Genomic DNA, 14,696 nt, shown 5'->3' with positions numbered 1-14,696 from the left:
AATCTTGGCAGGAGTGGAGGGGCTCGAACCCCCGACACCTGGTTTTGGAGACCAGTGCTCTAGCCACCTGAGCTACACTCCTATAGCAACTATTTTATCACGAATTAGCTTTGTCGCAAATGTTAAAATTGTGAAAAATAAAAAATTCGTGAAAAAGATCCCAAAATCTCTTGAAAAAACATAAGCGTAGTTCTACAATTAACTCAGAGATGAAAATTTTAATGCTTGGGTGGGAACTTCCTCCGCACAATAGTGGCGGACTTGGCGTTGCTTGCTATCAGATGTCGAAGGCGCTTGCTTCGGAGGGCGTTGATATCGACTTTATTATCCCCTACACCGCCAAGCATCCCGGAATTGACTATATGAATATCTATTCAGCTACTCCTTTGCCGCCGAATTATCACGATTTGGGCGCGTATAATAACGGCTCAGAGGAAGACCGCGAAAACGCTAAGGACGAGTGCGGTCTTTCGCCGATGCGTGCTGTGCAGAGGCGTTACGGTAAATACGTTCGGAAGTTTGTGAAAAATCATCAGCCTGACGCGATTCACGCGCATGATTGGTTGACGATGGAAGCTGGAATAATTGCTAAGGAAATGACGGGCGCGCCGCTAATTGTGCATGTTCACGCGACGGAATTTGATCGTTCTGGCGAGCAGTCAGGAAATCCTCTGGTTCACGAAATTGAGCAACAAGGCTTGCTGATGGCTGATCGGATAATTGCCGTTAGTGAGATTACGAAGGAAATAATTGTTAAGAATTATCACATTCCGCCAGAGAAAATTGAGGTGGTTTATAACGCGATTGATTTGGCTGATTTGCCGCCGCATGAGTATGACGCCAGTACCTACAGGTATTTGGAAGAGTTGAAAAAGGACGGCTATACGGTTGTCGGCGCGTTGACACGACTTACGGTTCAGAAGGGTTTGACGTATTTTGTGCGAGCTGCAGCGAAGGCGCTTGAAAAATATGAGAAGATTGTTTTTGTTTTATCTGGAAATGGTGAGCAAAGAGATGAACTGATTGAACTAGCGGCAGATTTGGGAATTAGCGATAAGATGATTTTTACGGGATTTGTGCGTGGAAAACAGTGGCGAGATATTTACTGCTTGATTGATGTTTTTGTGATGAGTTCGGTTTCTGAGCCATTTGGCTTGACTGCTTTGGAGGCAGCACATCATGACACGGCGTTGCTTATTAGTCGTCAATCTGGCGTCGGCGAGGTTCTGAATAATATTATGCGGTTTGACTATTGGGATGTGAATAAATTGGCGGATGAAATTGTTAATATCGCCGAATCACCTGCCTTACAGAAATCTTTGAAGAAAAACGTTAAGAGTGAATACTCGAGAATTTCCTGGCAAGATGCAGCTAGAAAATGTCTGAAACTGTACAAAGGAGCGCTGGCATGAATAAAAATAAAGGAATAGTTTTATATCTACACGTACACCAACCGTGGCGAATACGCGAGTATAGCATATTTGACGTGGCTTGGAAGCATAACTATTTCTCTGGCGGTCAAAATCCAGATCAGGACAATCAAAAAATATTCCAAAAAGTTGCAGAAAAATCGTATTTGCCGATGAATGCTTTGCTTGAAAAATTATTGAAAAAATATCCTGATTTTAAGATTTCACTGAGTTTTAGTGGAACATTTTTAGAGCAAGCTGAAAGGTTTAATCCTGAAGTTTTGGAGAGCTTTAAGCGCTTGGTAAAGACTGGTCAAGTAGAAATATTATCAAGTCCGTATCATCACAGCCTGGCGTTTTTCTATTCACGCAAGGAGTTCGAGCGTCAAGTTGAGCTTCACCGCTGGAAGATTCGTGAGATTTTTGGTGCGGAAACGCGAGTTTTGGCAAATACAGAATTGGCATATAGCGACGACTTGGCAAAATGGGCTGAGCAGGATGGTTTCAAGGGTGTGTTGGCTGAAGGCTGGGATCCGATTCTGAATTGGCGCAGTCCGAATTATGTATATCGCCCGAGAGGCACGAAGAAAATTGGATTGTTGCTTAAGAATTATCGATTAAGTGATGATTTGGCGTTTAGGTTCAGTGATCGAAAATGGAATGAATGGCCGTTGACTGCGGACAAGTTTAATACATGGGTGGAAGATTCTGTCCGTTACGCGCCACTGCTTAATTTGTTTATGGACTATGAAACTTTTGGCGAACATCAATGGGCGGAATCTGGGATTTTCGGCTTCTTTGAGAAGTTTGTTGATAAATGGCTGAGTGCTGATGGCAATACTTTCTATACCGTTAGCGAAGCGCTGGACGCGAATGCGCCTGCTGGTGAAATAAGTATGCCGTCACCTGTAACATGGGCGGACGCCGAGCGGGATTTGACGGCTTGGAACGGAAACAGCTTGCAGAAAGAAGCTCTGCGATATATCTATGAGCTTGAATATGAGGTCTTGAATAGTAAAGACGAAGGTTTAATTAGCGATTGGCGAAAATTGCAAACTTCAGACCACTTCTATTATATGGGAACGAAGAATTTTACCGACGGCGATGTCCATGCTTATTTTAGCCCGTATGATTCGCCATACGACGCCTTTCTTTACTATATGAATACCATTCGTGATATGCGTTCGCGCCTGAGAAAGTAGCTAAATATTCTCCTCAAATAAAAACTCCCTCTTAATGCGAGGGAGTTTCTGTATAATCCTGTTAAATTAGCTTTTACGAGCTTTAACTTCGTTACGACCAAGGTTTTTCTTAGTCTCGGTGTAAGTAGCGTGTTGCTTTGCAATTGGGTCGTACTTACGTAGTGTCAATTTACCCTGACCTTTTGTGGTGCGGTTCTGGGTGTTAACAGTAGTATAGTAAGTTCGGTGGTTGCTCAAGTTACTCACCAAACCAATCAGCTTTCGTTTCGTATTCTTCTTTGCCATCTCTTTACTCGTTAGATTTTATAAAACGTCTTGGCTAATTATAGCATGGGTGAAGTGAAAATGCTAGTACCATATCAGATTTTACTAATTTTTATGCTTACTTCGCCGATCGATAAGACGTGCTGGACTCTAATCTTTCTTTTCCAAGTATAAATATTTATTCAGCCATTCATCCGTCGGTTCAAGGTGTTTGTCGTCAATCTTTTTGAGCGGCATATTTTTTGCCATATCATCCGCAAGTTCCAATATTACGTCCTTGAGCTCAATATTATCCTTGTAATAATCCGGTATATTTTTATAGCCAACTCTCGCTCCAACAATATTTCCAGTTATTGCTGCTGTCGAGTCCGAATCCCCGTCGTGATTCGCCGCCGCGATGATCGCCTCCTTAAAATCGTCTTGATACTTGATCGAGCAATAAATAGCAATTGCAACCGACTCTTCGGCGACCCAACCCTCTCCGAGTTGATAAAGAGCTTCTTGATCTTCAACGTCAGATTTGGCTAAGCGAACGGCATTATTAAATAGTTTGGTCAGCTCAGCTTTTTCGCTATCACAACCAATCTCAAAAGGATCTTGATCTCCATAAACCTTCTCAGTAGTCCAGTCGTTCATTTTCTGGATTGCGATTTGCACAGCCTCTTCTATTGATTTTCCGTCCAGTGCGTAATAAATTATATATCCCAGCGCGTATGCAGAAAGAATTGCCAGAGGATGTCCGTGAGTCAGCGCGCAAGATTTGGCAGAAATTTCACCGACAACGTCTTCTTTGCAATACAAGGCAATTGGCGCAATTCGCATAACTCCACCGCAGCCTTTACTGCCGTTGAGGCCGCTTTCTAATGTCCCCATTTCTCCTGAGGAAAGTGAATCAAGGCACGTCATTCCTGGACTTCGCACGGCGTTTAACTCCGGAATATTTTTTATCCAAGTTACTGGCGTGTGCTCGACCTGTCCAGCTTTTTGTTGCGTATCAAGCCAATCCAAATATGCCAAATATATCGCCCTCGACGGAAGCGGCGCTATACCACGTGTTTGAAGTCGTGTAGATCGCCATAAAAGTCCGCAAGCTGTAAATAGTGTCATCTGCGTATCGTCCGAAATCATACCAATTCCATCCGTAAATCGAGTCGTTGACCTCGGCACTATGTCGCGCTCAAACTCTATTTGATAGCCAAGCGCATCACCAATTGCCCCGCCCAGCATTGACCCGCGCACTTTATCAACTCTCTGCTCTATCGATTGTTTCATCGTAACACCCTCCTAACCTTGTTAAGATTATATCATTAGCTAAGTTTTTGGCGGTGTTTTATAGTATAATTACGGTAAGGATATTTATAACAAACCGTGGAGGAAATCTTATGAATGATAATGTCGAAAAGATCGACTTGAACCGCGTAGACTGGAAAAGCAGCCGCGAATTCTTTGAATCGTTGGGTGAAGCGCTGAATAAGCTGGAAGATAAAGATGAGTCGTACGACTTTACTTGGGTTGGTAAACGAAAGTCCATTATTGAGGCTGGCGCGCCAATTGATAAGATTCTCCGCCCAGACGTGGAAGCTTCCAAAGATTTTGACAATACAAAGAACATGCTAATCGTTGGAGATAACCTTGACGCGCTGAAACTCCTCCAAGAATCCTACCTCGGTAAAATAAAAATGATTTACATCGACCCTCCATATAACACTGGTCATGACTTTGTGTACCATGACAACTTTACGGTTAAAAAAGCTGACTTTAAGGACGATTCTACGGATTCTGATGGCAATGTAATTGTCTCTGGAGACGAGTACGCAGAAAACTCAAAGGCAAACGGCAGATTTCATTCAGACTGGCTGTCGATGATGCATCCGAGGTTGAAGCTGGCGAGGAATCTTCTGACTGATGATGGGGTTATATTTATTTCAATTGATGATAACGAGCAAGCGAATTTGAAGAAACTGTGTGATGAGGTTTTTGGTGAGGATAATTTTATTACCCAAATTCCTAGGTTAACTTCCGCTCAAAGATCTGGACAAGAGCAATATATGAACGTGTCTCACGACTATGTCATGTGTTACGTAAAAAATCATAACTATGATTTTAATAATATAATAACCAGAGACCTTACAAATAAAACTATATTAAAAGACAAGAATGGTCGCTACATAAAAGGCGATACGAAGGCTATTCTAGCCGCTATTACCCAAGGATATTCGAAGGGTGGAGATTATGATTTTGAATATAACGGTAAAAAATATTCTCCAGTGACGAAAGATGGCACTAGAAATAGATGGCTTTGGTCTAAAGACAGGATGCAGGCAGCTGCCGACCTAGGCATTCTCGTAGAGACTGGAAGCACTCTTAGAATGCAGCTATATCTCGATAAAAGATTTGACGAAAAGACCAATTCCTTAGTAGATAAAGATGAAAAGCTTATTTTTCACACGGCTGATTTTATGAAAAGTGAATACGCAAATGCTAATGGTAGCTTAGGGTTAAAAAAGGCTTTTGACGGTTGTGATATTTTCTCTAACCCTAAACCTATAAGACTCATAGAGGATTTAATTAGGCTTAATACTTCTAGCTCAAAAGAAGATATCATTCTCGACTTCTTCTCTGGTTCTGGCACCACTGGTCATGCCGTTATGGACTTAAACGCTAAAGATGGCGGAAAGCGTCAGTACATTTGTGTGCAGCTTGATGAAAAAACTGATGAAAAGTCAGAAGCCAAAAAAGCTGGATACGGCACCATTGACCAGATTACTGCTGAGCGTCTGCGTCGTGCTGGGGAGAAAATTAAGTCTGAACATCCAGAGGCGGATATTGACACAGGCTTTCGTGTATTCCGCGTTGATGACAGTAATGAAAATGAAAACATTCGTAAGCCACTGGGTGAAATTAATCAGAGTGACATGTTTGACATGATTGATAACGTTAAAAAAGACCGCACGCCGCTGGACTTATTATTCGGTATAATTTACACCTCTGCCCTGCCGTTTGACCTTAAACTTGAAACATGTAAAATTGGCGAGAATACGGTTTATATGTATGGCTACTTGGACGAAAATACGGGTCTTATTGCCTGTTTTGGTGATGAAATTCCAGAAGAAACTGTTAAAGAAATTGCCAAATTAAATCCTCTGACTGCCGCGTTTAAGGATTCGTCGTTTAAGAACTCCGCTGAAAAAATTAATTTGTCTGAACACTTCCGCATTATTAGCCCTGACACGAGAGTTAAGGTGGTCTAATGAAACTAAGATTCAAGCACCAAAAATTCCAAGAGGACGCAGTTAAGGCGACTTGTGATATTTTTACTGGGCAAATAAAATCCGAGCATCGATTCCTGGCGGATCAAGGTGACAGTGCGAGCTTTATTGATATGTACGGTTTTGGCAATGAGGATATTTCCCTGCAAGATGCTCAATTGATTAAGAACCTGCATGAAGTTCAGAGTCTCCAGAATATTCCTCGTAATGCAAAAATCGAGCGCCTTAATAATAGGCCGGCATTTACCATTGAGATGGAAACTGGTACTGGTAAAACTTATACGTATATTAAAACGATGTATGAATTAAATAAGCAATACGGCTGGAGCAAGTTTATTGTTGTGGTGCCGAGTATTGCGATTCGCGAGGGTGTTTATAAGACTTTTCAGACGACCGCGGATCATTTTGCTGAAGATTATGGCAAGAAGATTCGTTTCTTTGTGTACAATTCCTCCAAGCTGAGCGAGCTGGAACAATTTTCTGGCGATCCAAATATTAACGTCATGATTATTAATACGCAGGCTTTTAATGCCCGTGGCGCCGATGCCAAGCGTATTACGATGAAGCTTGATAGTTTTCGGTCTCGTCGTCCGATTGACGTGATTGCCGCCACAAAACCAATTGTGATTATTGACGAGCCGCAAAGTGTTATTGGCACAAGTAAAAAAGCGAACATCACCCGCTCTTCCATCTCCAATTTCAACCCGCTATTTTTCTTAAACTATTCCGCGACCCATCGTGAAGATTTTAATAAAGTTTACCGTTTGGACGCCGTCGATGCTTACCAAAAGCAGCTTGTGAAGAAAATTACAGTTAAGGGTATTACAGTTAAGGGCGGTACTGCGACTAACGGATATATTTATATCCAAAAAATTAATACTTATCCGAATAAAAAGCCAACCGTTACGGCCATATTTGAGTTTGATTCAAAAACAGGCACTGGGATACGCCGTAAAACGAAGACTCTTAGCTGGGGTGATGATATCTATAAGCATTCAGGCGAGCTGGAGGCGTATCATGATGGATATCTAATTACGGAGATAAACGCCAGAGAGGGCGACAGGTATGTAGACTTTAAGAATGGTCTTCGTATTTATGAAGGTGAAGTCATTGGTGAAACTAATGCTGAGGATTTGCGTCGTATTCAAATACGTGAAACTATTATGTCTCATCTGGAGACCGAGCAAAAGCTCTTTAAGAGAGGAATTAAAGTTCTTTCTCTATTCTTCATCGACGAGGTTGCCAAGTATAAATATTATGATGAAAATGGCGAACATAAAGGCTCCTACGCGAAGATATTCGAAGAGGAATTTACAAAAGCTATAGATATTTACCTGAACCAGCAGCTTCAATTCGAAGAAAATGCAGATTTTCGTAAATACTTAGAAAAATTTACCCCGTCTGAAATACATTCCGGCTACTTTTCTATCGATAAAAAAGGTCACGCCATCAACAGTAAAGAGGGGCGCGAGGGTAATGGCTCTGATGATGTTTCGGCGTACGATCTTATTATGAAGAATAAGGAGCAGCTGCTGGACTTGAAAGAGCCGGTGCGATTCATCTTTTCTCACTCTGCCCTGCGCGAAGGATGGGACAACCCAAACGTCTTCCAGATTTGTACACTTCGTGATTCTGATGCCGAAATTAAGAAACGTCAGGAAATTGGTCGTGGACTTCGATTGTGTGTGGATCAAAACGGTATTCGTCAAGATGCGGAGATTCTCGGTGAAAATCTCGTCCATGATACGAACGTACTTACTGTCATTGCGAATGAAAGTTATGAGAGTTTTGCGAATAGTCTTCAGTCTGAGTTTAATGAAATTATTGCAAGGCGCCCAAAGGATGCATCTGCTTCATTGTTTAATGGAAAGATAATACAGGATGCCAGTGGCGAAAAGACCATTACACTCGACGACTCTGCTGCTGCGGATATATACATGGGACTAGTGAATACTGGACTTGTTGACAAGGTTTCAAAGCAGTTGACGGATGCATATCATTCGTTAAATGACGAGCAGAAGATTCAAAAAGTTCGCGAAGCTGTTGGCAAGCTGTACGCTCCGTTTGCAGAGAACATTAATAACATCCTATCTTCTGTTTACGATTCAAAGCGTGGGCGGCTTGTGACTAATAATCGCAATAGCGAGAAACTTGAACTTGATAAAGAAAAGTTCGCCTCTAAGAAGTTTAAGGAGCTGTGGGACAGTATTAATGAAAAGACTTATTATACCGTGGAGTTTGACGACGGTGAGCTTATAGAGAGGTGTGTGGATTCTCTTAATAGAAATATGCGCGTGACAAAGACAGAAGTTATTATTACCGAAGGTTTGTTAAAGACTGCCGGTAAAGATAAATTGGAGATGTATAAAAATAAAATTGGTGTGCCAATCGCTGTTTCTGAAATTGCGAATGACACAGTTAAATACGATATTATCTCTGAACTTTCCAGGTCTTATAGCGATGGTGGTACAGGTCTCACGCGTAAGGCTATAGCAAGCATTTTATCTAGAATTGAACCGAGTGTATTTCATTCGTTTAAAACAAATCCTGAAGAGTTTATTCACAATGCAATTCAGCTCATAAATGACCAAAAAGCCTCGACAGTAGTTAAGCATATTGAATATGACAAACTAAACGAGAAATGGGACAGTGGAGAAATCTTCATCAATGAAAGTATTACCGGTGAATATGGCTACAACCTCATAGATACTCCCGATCATCATCTATATGACAAATTGCGCTACGATTCTGAAATTGAAAAGAACTTTGCGAGAGAACTTGAAAAGAGCGATGCAGTGGAAGTTTACGTGAAACTTCCAAAGAGATTCTACATAAATACTCCAATGGGCAATTACAATCCAGACTGGGCAATTGCGTTTAAGGACGAATCCGAGGTAAAGCACATTTACTTTGTGGCGGAAACTAAGGGCGTGAGCGAGGGACAACTTGATGTCGGTGTGAAAGGTATTGAAAAAGCTAAGATTGAGTGTGCCAGAAAGCACTTCGAAAAGATTAGCAATGGCGACCGTATTTATGGAGTTTGTAACTCGTACGAAAAATTGCTGGAGTTGGTAAGTTACTAAGACTTTGTAATCCTTCCGTGGCTTGAGCTATATGATATAAAAAAGATCCGCATCTCTGCGAATCAGTGTTTCATATGGAGCCACGATCGGGGCTTGAACCCGAGACCTCATCCTTACCATGGATGCGCTCTACCAACTGAGCTATCGCGGCGTAACAGGCTTAATTTTAGCATATTAAGCCGTGTTTAATCAACCGAGTTATTTTTTACGAGTGGATTTTTTGGCTGGCGCGCTGGCTTCTTTTGGTAGTTTTGGCGTGACAAATGCCTCTATTATTCCCCACGCTACGCTATTAACTAAGAACGTAACAAACAATATTCCTGAAGCTGATGCCGCCAAGTGTGCTGATGAGGCGTTAAATAATGTCAATAATCCCGCTACAGCCAGCCCGATTATGGCTAGCATAATATAAGCGTATTGTAATTTCAATCGTTGGTTTTTCTCGCTATTCCACAATGCCAGAATAGATTTTGTAAATTCAAACATACCTATATAATAGCACATATGCTTATAAAAGTCAATGGCGCTCAGCCTGGCGTCTTGTGGCCAATTCTATAAAAATGTCCACGTAAGAAAAATATTATTTTCCGGACTTATAATTTATCAATTAGCTCGAGTAGCTTTTCCCATGAGGCTCTGTCGGTGTAATCATTATCAACGGTAACAGCGTATACGCAAACTTTATACAGGAGAGGATATTCTTGTGAATTAATCCAAGTCTGCATCTCCAAAGGATACGCTAACTGGTCAGAAACTCCAATAGCCGCACCATAATCAGTAGTCAATAAATCAAGCCCATCGGCTCGAATCTGCTCTGCCCAGTACTTGCAGTGCTTGACTGCTTGTTTGTAGGTCATTTGAGGGTATTGGTTGCTGCTACTATTCATATTTATCATTATAATGGCTTTTATTGATTTGTTTTACGCGTCTTAATCTCGTCAGCAATCGCAAATAGCGCCTGCCAGTCCTTTGGTTTATCGACGCCTTTATCTAAGCTACTCAATATAGACAACATCTCATCCAGAGCGGGATCTAACTCGACTGTCGAGTCATGTAGCGTCAAGCAAAGTAATTCATCGACGATACGTTCAGATTTAGTTTGCGGATAGCGTGCGTTAGGCTGGTTATAATCTCCTCGCTTACACAACTCCGCGATATCCATAGCACACGCAGCTTGAATTAATGCCAATACTTTAGCGGTATTACCATTTTGAACTATACTATCTGGCGCTTTCTGTATAATTCTATCTCATATTATAACATCTATGTAAATGAACCAGTTTTTAGTTACGCTTATGAGTCACGAACTTTTGGCAAGAATTTCTGTATAGATCGCTCACATTGATTAAGCAGTTCGACGTTAAGCGGTACTGGGCTATTGTTATTTAAAGAATAATACCTCTGGTCACATACACTAGCGAGATCATCCCACGACACGACAGACGAGTCTTCAAGACCACGCGCCAACGAGAACGCAAAGCTATCAAGATATTCAAGGACATCTGAACTATCGGCATTTTCACGAATCATTTGAATCATATCACGTGCTAGAATTGCCTGCTCATTCTGTTTCATAATCTTATTGTGTCAATTAATCTGGCTTAGCTTTTCCTTAATCTCATGTATGATATTGGCAGCATACTCCGTGTCTTCAGTTGTTTCAAGTTCGGCGCCCAATTCGGCAATTTCGTCGAGTAGTGGATAATTATCCTGGAACACGTCTTCCCAGTCATCGCGCGCAAGTGTCGCACCTACAATATAACTACCTAGACAGTCGAGCGGCTCATTCTTACTGTTTTGCAGTATATGCTTGATTTTATCTATTACAATCTGCTTTCTGTCGTCATACATGAAACTATCATAACATGAAATTACCCCCATTTCTGGGGGCAATTCGCATCCTTTCTACACTAGCGGTTGGGTCGCCGCTCCGAGAACAAATTTTCTGGTTTTCCGGTTTTACAATTTATCAATTAGCTCTAGCAACTTCTCCCATGACGCCCTGTCTGTGTGGTCGTGGTCGACAACGCCAGCATAGTATCGTATTGCATAAATATCTGGATATCTTGGGGCTGAGATCCATTCCTGCATATCTAGTGGATACGCTAACTGGTCAGAAACTCCAATAGCCGCACCATAATCAGTAGTCAATAAATCAAGCCCATCGGCTCGAATCTGCTCTGCCCAGTACTTGCAGTGCTTGACTGCTTGTTTGTAGGTCATTTGAGGGTATTGGCTCTTCTTATTATTCATATTTGTTATTATATAACATGAAAAAGTCTCAGGCTAATAATAATATAATATTAGCCTGGGACGGTCGTCTCCTTTCTATCTATCGAGCATCTTTTGGCTGATGCTTTGCTAGGCTTCTGGCTCTTATGAGCGCAAACCAAGTAGTTGGTAATGCGTAGGGTAATATATTCGATTGACGTATCTTTGATATGGTAGACATTAGGAAACCTCCTTTTACTTAGCTGCTATTCACTCCTAAGTTTACGGGGGCGTTTTTGGTTTAGTTTAATTGACCCGGTTTTTGGTAATGTATCAACGGTGTTTGTGTCGATCAATATAAAAAGTCGCCCGAAGAAGGCGACGATGTTTCAAACTTGGTGCTGGAAGTAGGACTCGAACCTACGAAGCCTTACGGCGGGAGATTTACAGTCTCCTGTGATTGCCACTACACGATTCCAGCGTGATGTGGAGCCGCTTCTCGGGCTCGAACCGAGGACCTACGGTTTACAAAACCGTTGCTCTAGCCAACTGAGCTAAAGCGGCAACTGAATTTATTTTATCAATTTTTTCTCTCTGTGACAAGAGTTTACATAACTATTTTTCGTGGTTGATGTATTTTACGCTGTTGGCGTGGACGTGGCGCGTCGGCTTTCTTTGATGGTGTCGTCGGAGTTAGCATTTTTGTAGCTTTCTTACGCAATTCTTCAGCTAATTCAGCCTGTCCGGCATTGTCATACGCTTCCGCTAAAATCTTCAACGTCTGAGGAATCGGCTCTAATTCGACAGCCTTCTCCAGGGCGTTAATAACCTTCTTCGTATTCCCTATCTTCTCCTGAACCTTAGCGTAAGCGATGTAGCGCGCCGCCAAATCATCTTCCATTTCCAGTGCTTGCTCGAATGCTAGCGACGCCTTTTCATAATTCTCTGTTTCATAATAAATTAAGCCGACATTATGAAGGCTGGAGGCACTTGGCTCCAAACTCTGGGCAATCTCAAAACACTCGATGGCGTCTTTGTATGCGCGTTGCTTGGCGTATAAAATCCCTAAGCGGTTGTACGCCGTGGCGTTTTTCTCGTCGACTCGCAAAATTGTCAATAAAGCCTTTTCCGCTCGTAAATATTTATTCTCACGAATTGATTCTTGGGCAATTTCCCATAACTGATCAAGTTTATTAGTAATCTTAGTTGGCAGATCGCCAGTTTCTTTAATTGACGGATGATAAAAAATCGCCCAAATCATTAAAATTAGAATGAGGAATAATCCAAACATATCTATACTATTATATCACAAGTTGCGTCAGCGCCAGCCTGACGTTGGCGTTGGATTTTAATGCGCTCGCAACAGAGGTGGTTTTTTCAAGTTGCTCTTCAAGTGACGGATTTATTCCGTGGGATAAAGATTGAAAGCGAATCATATTTACTATAATATCCGTCAATAATATCGCTTTTTGGCGGTCAGGAAAGTATTTGGCGAGATTCTTAAACACGTCGTATTCCCGATTTGTGGCTAAAATTTGCTTTGCGTCGGTGGCTAATTGTCGATATTCGGCGAATTTTTCTGGATTTTCCGCCAACTCTTTAATCAACAATGGTCGCCCTGCAGCTAAAAAAAGAATTTGCTGGCTAGAGGCGGGGTCTAAATTGTACTTTTCAAGCAGTTTTTTATCTTGGGCGGATGTCGTTTTATGAATCGTCAACGTCTGGCAACGAGATCTAACAGTATCAAGCATTAACTTCGGGTTTTTCGCAACAAGGATAAAATTGGTATTTTTATTCGGCTCTTCCAGCGCTTTCAGGAATGCATTTTGCGACGGCTCGGTCATTGAATCGGCTTCGTCAATGATAATAACTCGACGATTTATAGCGTAAGTTCGAAGCATAGAGATGAGCTCGCGGATTTGATCGACAGATATGGTCTGCTTTTCCGGAAGCGGTTTCAGGTGAAAAGTATCGCTATTTTTTGCTAGAATTTGAGCCACACCTAGTCCATCAAGTCCATAATCCGCAATTACTAAAAGCGCGTGCGGCAATTGCGATGAGATCTGGCTGATTTTTTGAGTATCTCGAGCGGATATAATCACTTCAGACATCTATAAATCCTCTGGGAAGAATTCCTTGAATTCGTCAGGAACTGCAGCTTCAAAAACTTTTCTCTCACCAGACGGCAAAGTTATTTCTAATTTTTGAGCATGCAACATCATACGACAATCCGAAGACTTTCCGTAAACTCGATCGCCAAGAATCGGTGCATTCAAGTGAGCCAAATGGACACGCAATTGATGAGTTCGACCAGTGGTCGGCTTCAATTCCACAAGCGACTGAGTATCATTTTCCGCCAAAACATGGTAAGTCGTCTGAGCTGGTTTACCGTTCGGATCTATACGAAAAGTGCTCGGCGCTGAAGGATTGCGACCAATTGGCAGATCAATTTTTGCGGCATTCAACTTTGGCTTGCCGTCGGTTATTGCTATGTAGGTTTTTTTGGCGGTTCGCTCGGCAAATTGCCTCTGTAGATGTGCGGCAGATTCTGGGTTTTTGGCTATAATCAACAGTCCCGAAGTATCGCGGTCAAGCCTATGGACAATTCCTGGACGATCCGTGTCCGTCGCAAACGAAGTTTTCGGACGAATTATCTCTGCAACCGTCGGCTCATCAGAAAGCCCACCCTTTGCATGTGTCAGCAACCCGCTTGGCTTATTGACGACAATCACATCATCGTCTTCATATAAAATCGGCAAATCTACATCCGTCTGCTCTTTTTCTGGCAAATTAAGCGCAATCTCATCAGTTTCATCAACCTCAAACTTCGGCGTTGTCGCGACTTTATTATTGACCGAAACGTATCCAGCTTTTATGTATTTTTGCCAAAGACTCCGGGAAATTGTCGTGTCGAATTTGGTCGATAAATAAATATCCAAGCGCACTTTGGTTGGCGAAATTCGGAACATTATGACATATTTTCCCTGGAACGGCGTTTCGATAAATTCCGGGTCTAGTGGATTCGGCAAAATCTCAGCGTTATCTGGTTTTTCCGTCCACAGCTCGTCAATAGATTCTTCGTCAACAATCGAGCCGTAAAGCAGCGCAAAATGCTGCTTATTCAAAATAAATTCCGCAAAAACATGCGACTCGTCCGTTTGAATCTCCAGCCGACGCAGCGCCTTGACGGGCGTATTATCGTCCGCCAGTTTGTATAATCTAGCTATTTTCAGCACTGTCCGAGGTAATATTTTCACG

Annotated in this window: 15 protein-coding genes and 4 tRNA genes; 4 read left to right on the top strand and 15 right to left on the bottom strand. The window is 42.0% G+C overall.

Going from position 1 to position 14,696, the window contains the following annotated elements; translation table 11 throughout:
• Positions 1–5 precede the first annotated feature (5 nt).
• Positions 6–82, bottom strand: a tRNA-Trp gene (locus LRM42_RS01220).
• 127 nt (positions 83–209) lie between these two features.
• Here LRM42_RS01220 and LRM42_RS01215 point away from each other — a divergent pair.
• Entirely contained in the window at positions 210–1,412 is a 1,203-nt protein-coding gene (locus LRM42_RS01215) for a glycosyltransferase family 4 protein (RefSeq protein WP_243816437.1), read from the top strand.
• On the top strand, positions 1,409–2,611 hold the full coding sequence (locus LRM42_RS01210; RefSeq protein ID WP_243816436.1) for a glycoside hydrolase family 57 protein: 1,203 nt from the start codon (positions 1,409–1,411) through the stop codon (positions 2,609–2,611). The genes LRM42_RS01215 and LRM42_RS01210 overlap by 4 nt, the downstream gene beginning before the upstream one ends.
• Before the next feature lie 66 nt (positions 2,612–2,677).
• Here the strand turns inward: LRM42_RS01210 and rpmG are convergent, their stop codons facing one another.
• Together rpmG and LRM42_RS01200 are read right to left on the bottom strand one after the other, a co-directional pair.
• Positions 2,678–2,896, bottom strand: a complete 219-nt coding sequence (rpmG, locus tag LRM42_RS01205) for a 50S ribosomal protein L33 (RefSeq protein ID WP_129632843.1) — start codon at positions 2,894–2,896, stop codon at positions 2,678–2,680.
• Positions 2,897–3,025: 129 nt separating this feature from the next.
• Entirely contained in the window at positions 3,026–4,147 is a 1,122-nt protein-coding gene (locus LRM42_RS01200; RefSeq protein WP_243816435.1) for an ADP-ribosylglycohydrolase family protein, read from the bottom strand.
• Positions 4,148–4,257: 110 nt separating this feature from the next.
• Here LRM42_RS01200 and LRM42_RS01195 point away from each other — a divergent pair, with 110 nt between their 5' ends.
• Both LRM42_RS01195 and LRM42_RS01190 read left to right on the top strand, forming a co-directional pair.
• On the top strand, positions 4,258–6,126 hold the full coding sequence (locus tag LRM42_RS01195; RefSeq protein ID WP_243816434.1) for a site-specific DNA-methyltransferase: 1,869 nt from the start codon (positions 4,258–4,260) through the stop codon (positions 6,124–6,126).
• Entirely contained in the window at positions 6,126–9,227 is a 3,102-nt protein-coding gene (locus LRM42_RS01190; RefSeq protein ID WP_243816433.1) for a restriction endonuclease, read from the top strand. Before LRM42_RS01195 ends, LRM42_RS01190 begins: the two co-directional genes overlap by 1 nt.
• A 75-nt stretch (positions 9,228–9,302) precedes the next feature.
• Here the strand turns inward: LRM42_RS01190 and LRM42_RS01185 are convergent.
• The 12 genes from LRM42_RS01185 to LRM42_RS01130 all read right to left on the bottom strand — a co-directional run bounded on the left by LRM42_RS01185 (position 9,303) and on the right by LRM42_RS01130 (position 14,695).
• A tRNA-Thr gene (locus LRM42_RS01185) sits at positions 9,303–9,378 on the bottom strand.
• A gap of 47 nt (positions 9,379–9,425) precedes the next feature.
• Positions 9,426–9,713: a hypothetical protein gene (locus LRM42_RS01180; RefSeq protein ID WP_243816432.1), complete on the bottom strand. Its 288-nt coding sequence runs from the start codon at positions 9,711–9,713 to the stop codon at positions 9,426–9,428.
• A gap of 107 nt (positions 9,714–9,820) precedes the next feature.
• Positions 9,821–10,114 (bottom strand): hypothetical protein, encoded by a 294-nt coding sequence (locus tag LRM42_RS01175; RefSeq protein WP_243816431.1) that lies wholly within the window; start codon positions 10,112–10,114, stop codon positions 9,821–9,823.
• Between the two features lie 20 nt (positions 10,115–10,134).
• Positions 10,135–10,416, bottom strand: coding sequence for a hypothetical protein (locus LRM42_RS01170; protein ID WP_243816430.1), 282 nt, complete (start codon positions 10,414–10,416; stop codon positions 10,135–10,137).
• Between the two features lie 104 nt (positions 10,417–10,520).
• Positions 10,521–10,802 (bottom strand): hypothetical protein, encoded by a 282-nt coding sequence (locus LRM42_RS01165; RefSeq protein WP_243816429.1) that lies wholly within the window; start codon positions 10,800–10,802, stop codon positions 10,521–10,523.
• Between the two features lie 12 nt (positions 10,803–10,814).
• Entirely contained in the window at positions 10,815–11,078 is a 264-nt protein-coding gene (locus tag LRM42_RS01160) for a hypothetical protein (protein ID WP_243816428.1), read from the bottom strand.
• A 108-nt stretch (positions 11,079–11,186) separates the two neighbouring features.
• Positions 11,187–11,480 carry a hypothetical protein gene (locus LRM42_RS01155; protein ID WP_243816427.1) on the bottom strand — a complete coding sequence of 98 codons (294 nt, stop codon included), beginning with the start codon at positions 11,478–11,480 and terminating at the stop codon, positions 11,187–11,189.
• 354 nt (positions 11,481–11,834) lie between these two features.
• Positions 11,835–11,919: transfer RNA gene (locus tag LRM42_RS01150), tRNA-Tyr, on the bottom strand.
• Between the two features lie 6 nt (positions 11,920–11,925).
• Positions 11,926–12,002, bottom strand: a tRNA-Thr gene (locus tag LRM42_RS01145).
• 43 nt (positions 12,003–12,045) lie between these two features.
• Positions 12,046–12,729, bottom strand: coding sequence for a tetratricopeptide repeat protein (locus LRM42_RS01140; RefSeq protein ID WP_243816426.1), 684 nt, complete (start codon positions 12,727–12,729; stop codon positions 12,046–12,048).
• A gap of 10 nt (positions 12,730–12,739) precedes the next feature.
• Positions 12,740–13,549 carry an AAA family ATPase gene (locus LRM42_RS01135; protein ID WP_243816425.1) on the bottom strand — a complete coding sequence of 270 codons (810 nt, stop codon included), beginning with the start codon at positions 13,547–13,549 and terminating at the stop codon, positions 12,740–12,742.
• Entirely contained in the window at positions 13,550–14,695 is a 1,146-nt protein-coding gene (locus tag LRM42_RS01130; protein WP_243816424.1) for an RluA family pseudouridine synthase, read from the bottom strand.
• Position 14,696: the final 1 nt, after the last annotated feature.

The organism is Candidatus Nanosynbacter sp. TM7-075, assembly GCF_022828255.1.
Lineage (GTDB): Bacteria > Patescibacteriota > Saccharimonadia > Saccharimonadales > Saccharimonadaceae > Nanosynbacter.
The sequence above is the reverse complement of the archived record's forward strand: the minus strand, read 5'-3'. Positions and strand labels throughout refer to the sequence as shown.

Bases quoted from the DNA above. Each gene is read 5' to 3' on its own strand.
- LRM42_RS01215 (WP_243816437.1), top strand. From the start codon at position 210: ATGAAAATTTTAATGCTTGGGTGGGAACTTCCTCCGCACAATAGTGGC.
- LRM42_RS01210 (WP_243816436.1), top strand. From the start codon at position 1,409: ATGAATAAAAATAAAGGAATAGTTTTATATCTACACGTACACCAACCG.
- rpmG (WP_129632843.1), bottom strand. From the start codon at position 2,896: ATGGCAAAGAAGAATACGAAACGAAAGCTGATTGGTTTGGTGAGTAAC.
- LRM42_RS01200 (WP_243816435.1), bottom strand. From the start codon at position 4,147: ATGAAACAATCGATAGAGCAGAGAGTTGATAAAGTGCGCGGGTCAATG.
- LRM42_RS01195 (WP_243816434.1), top strand. From the start codon at position 4,258: ATGAATGATAATGTCGAAAAGATCGACTTGAACCGCGTAGACTGGAAA.
- LRM42_RS01190 (WP_243816433.1), top strand. From the start codon at position 6,126: ATGAAACTAAGATTCAAGCACCAAAAATTCCAAGAGGACGCAGTTAAG.
- LRM42_RS01180 (WP_243816432.1), bottom strand. From the start codon at position 9,713: ATGTTTGAATTTACAAAATCTATTCTGGCATTGTGGAATAGCGAGAAA.
- LRM42_RS01175 (WP_243816431.1), bottom strand. From the start codon at position 10,114: ATGAATAGTAGCAGCAACCAATACCCTCAAATGACCTACAAACAAGCA.
- LRM42_RS01165 (WP_243816429.1), bottom strand. From the start codon at position 10,802: ATGAAACAGAATGAGCAGGCAATTCTAGCACGTGATATGATTCAAATG.
- LRM42_RS01160 (WP_243816428.1), bottom strand. From the start codon at position 11,078: ATGTATGACGACAGAAAGCAGATTGTAATAGATAAAATCAAGCATATA.
- LRM42_RS01155 (WP_243816427.1), bottom strand. From the start codon at position 11,480: ATGAATAATAAGAAGAGCCAATACCCTCAAATGACCTACAAACAAGCA.
- LRM42_RS01140 (WP_243816426.1), bottom strand. From the start codon at position 12,729: ATGTTTGGATTATTCCTCATTCTAATTTTAATGATTTGGGCGATTTTT.
- LRM42_RS01135 (WP_243816425.1), bottom strand. From the start codon at position 13,549: ATGTCTGAAGTGATTATATCCGCTCGAGATACTCAAAAAATCAGCCAG.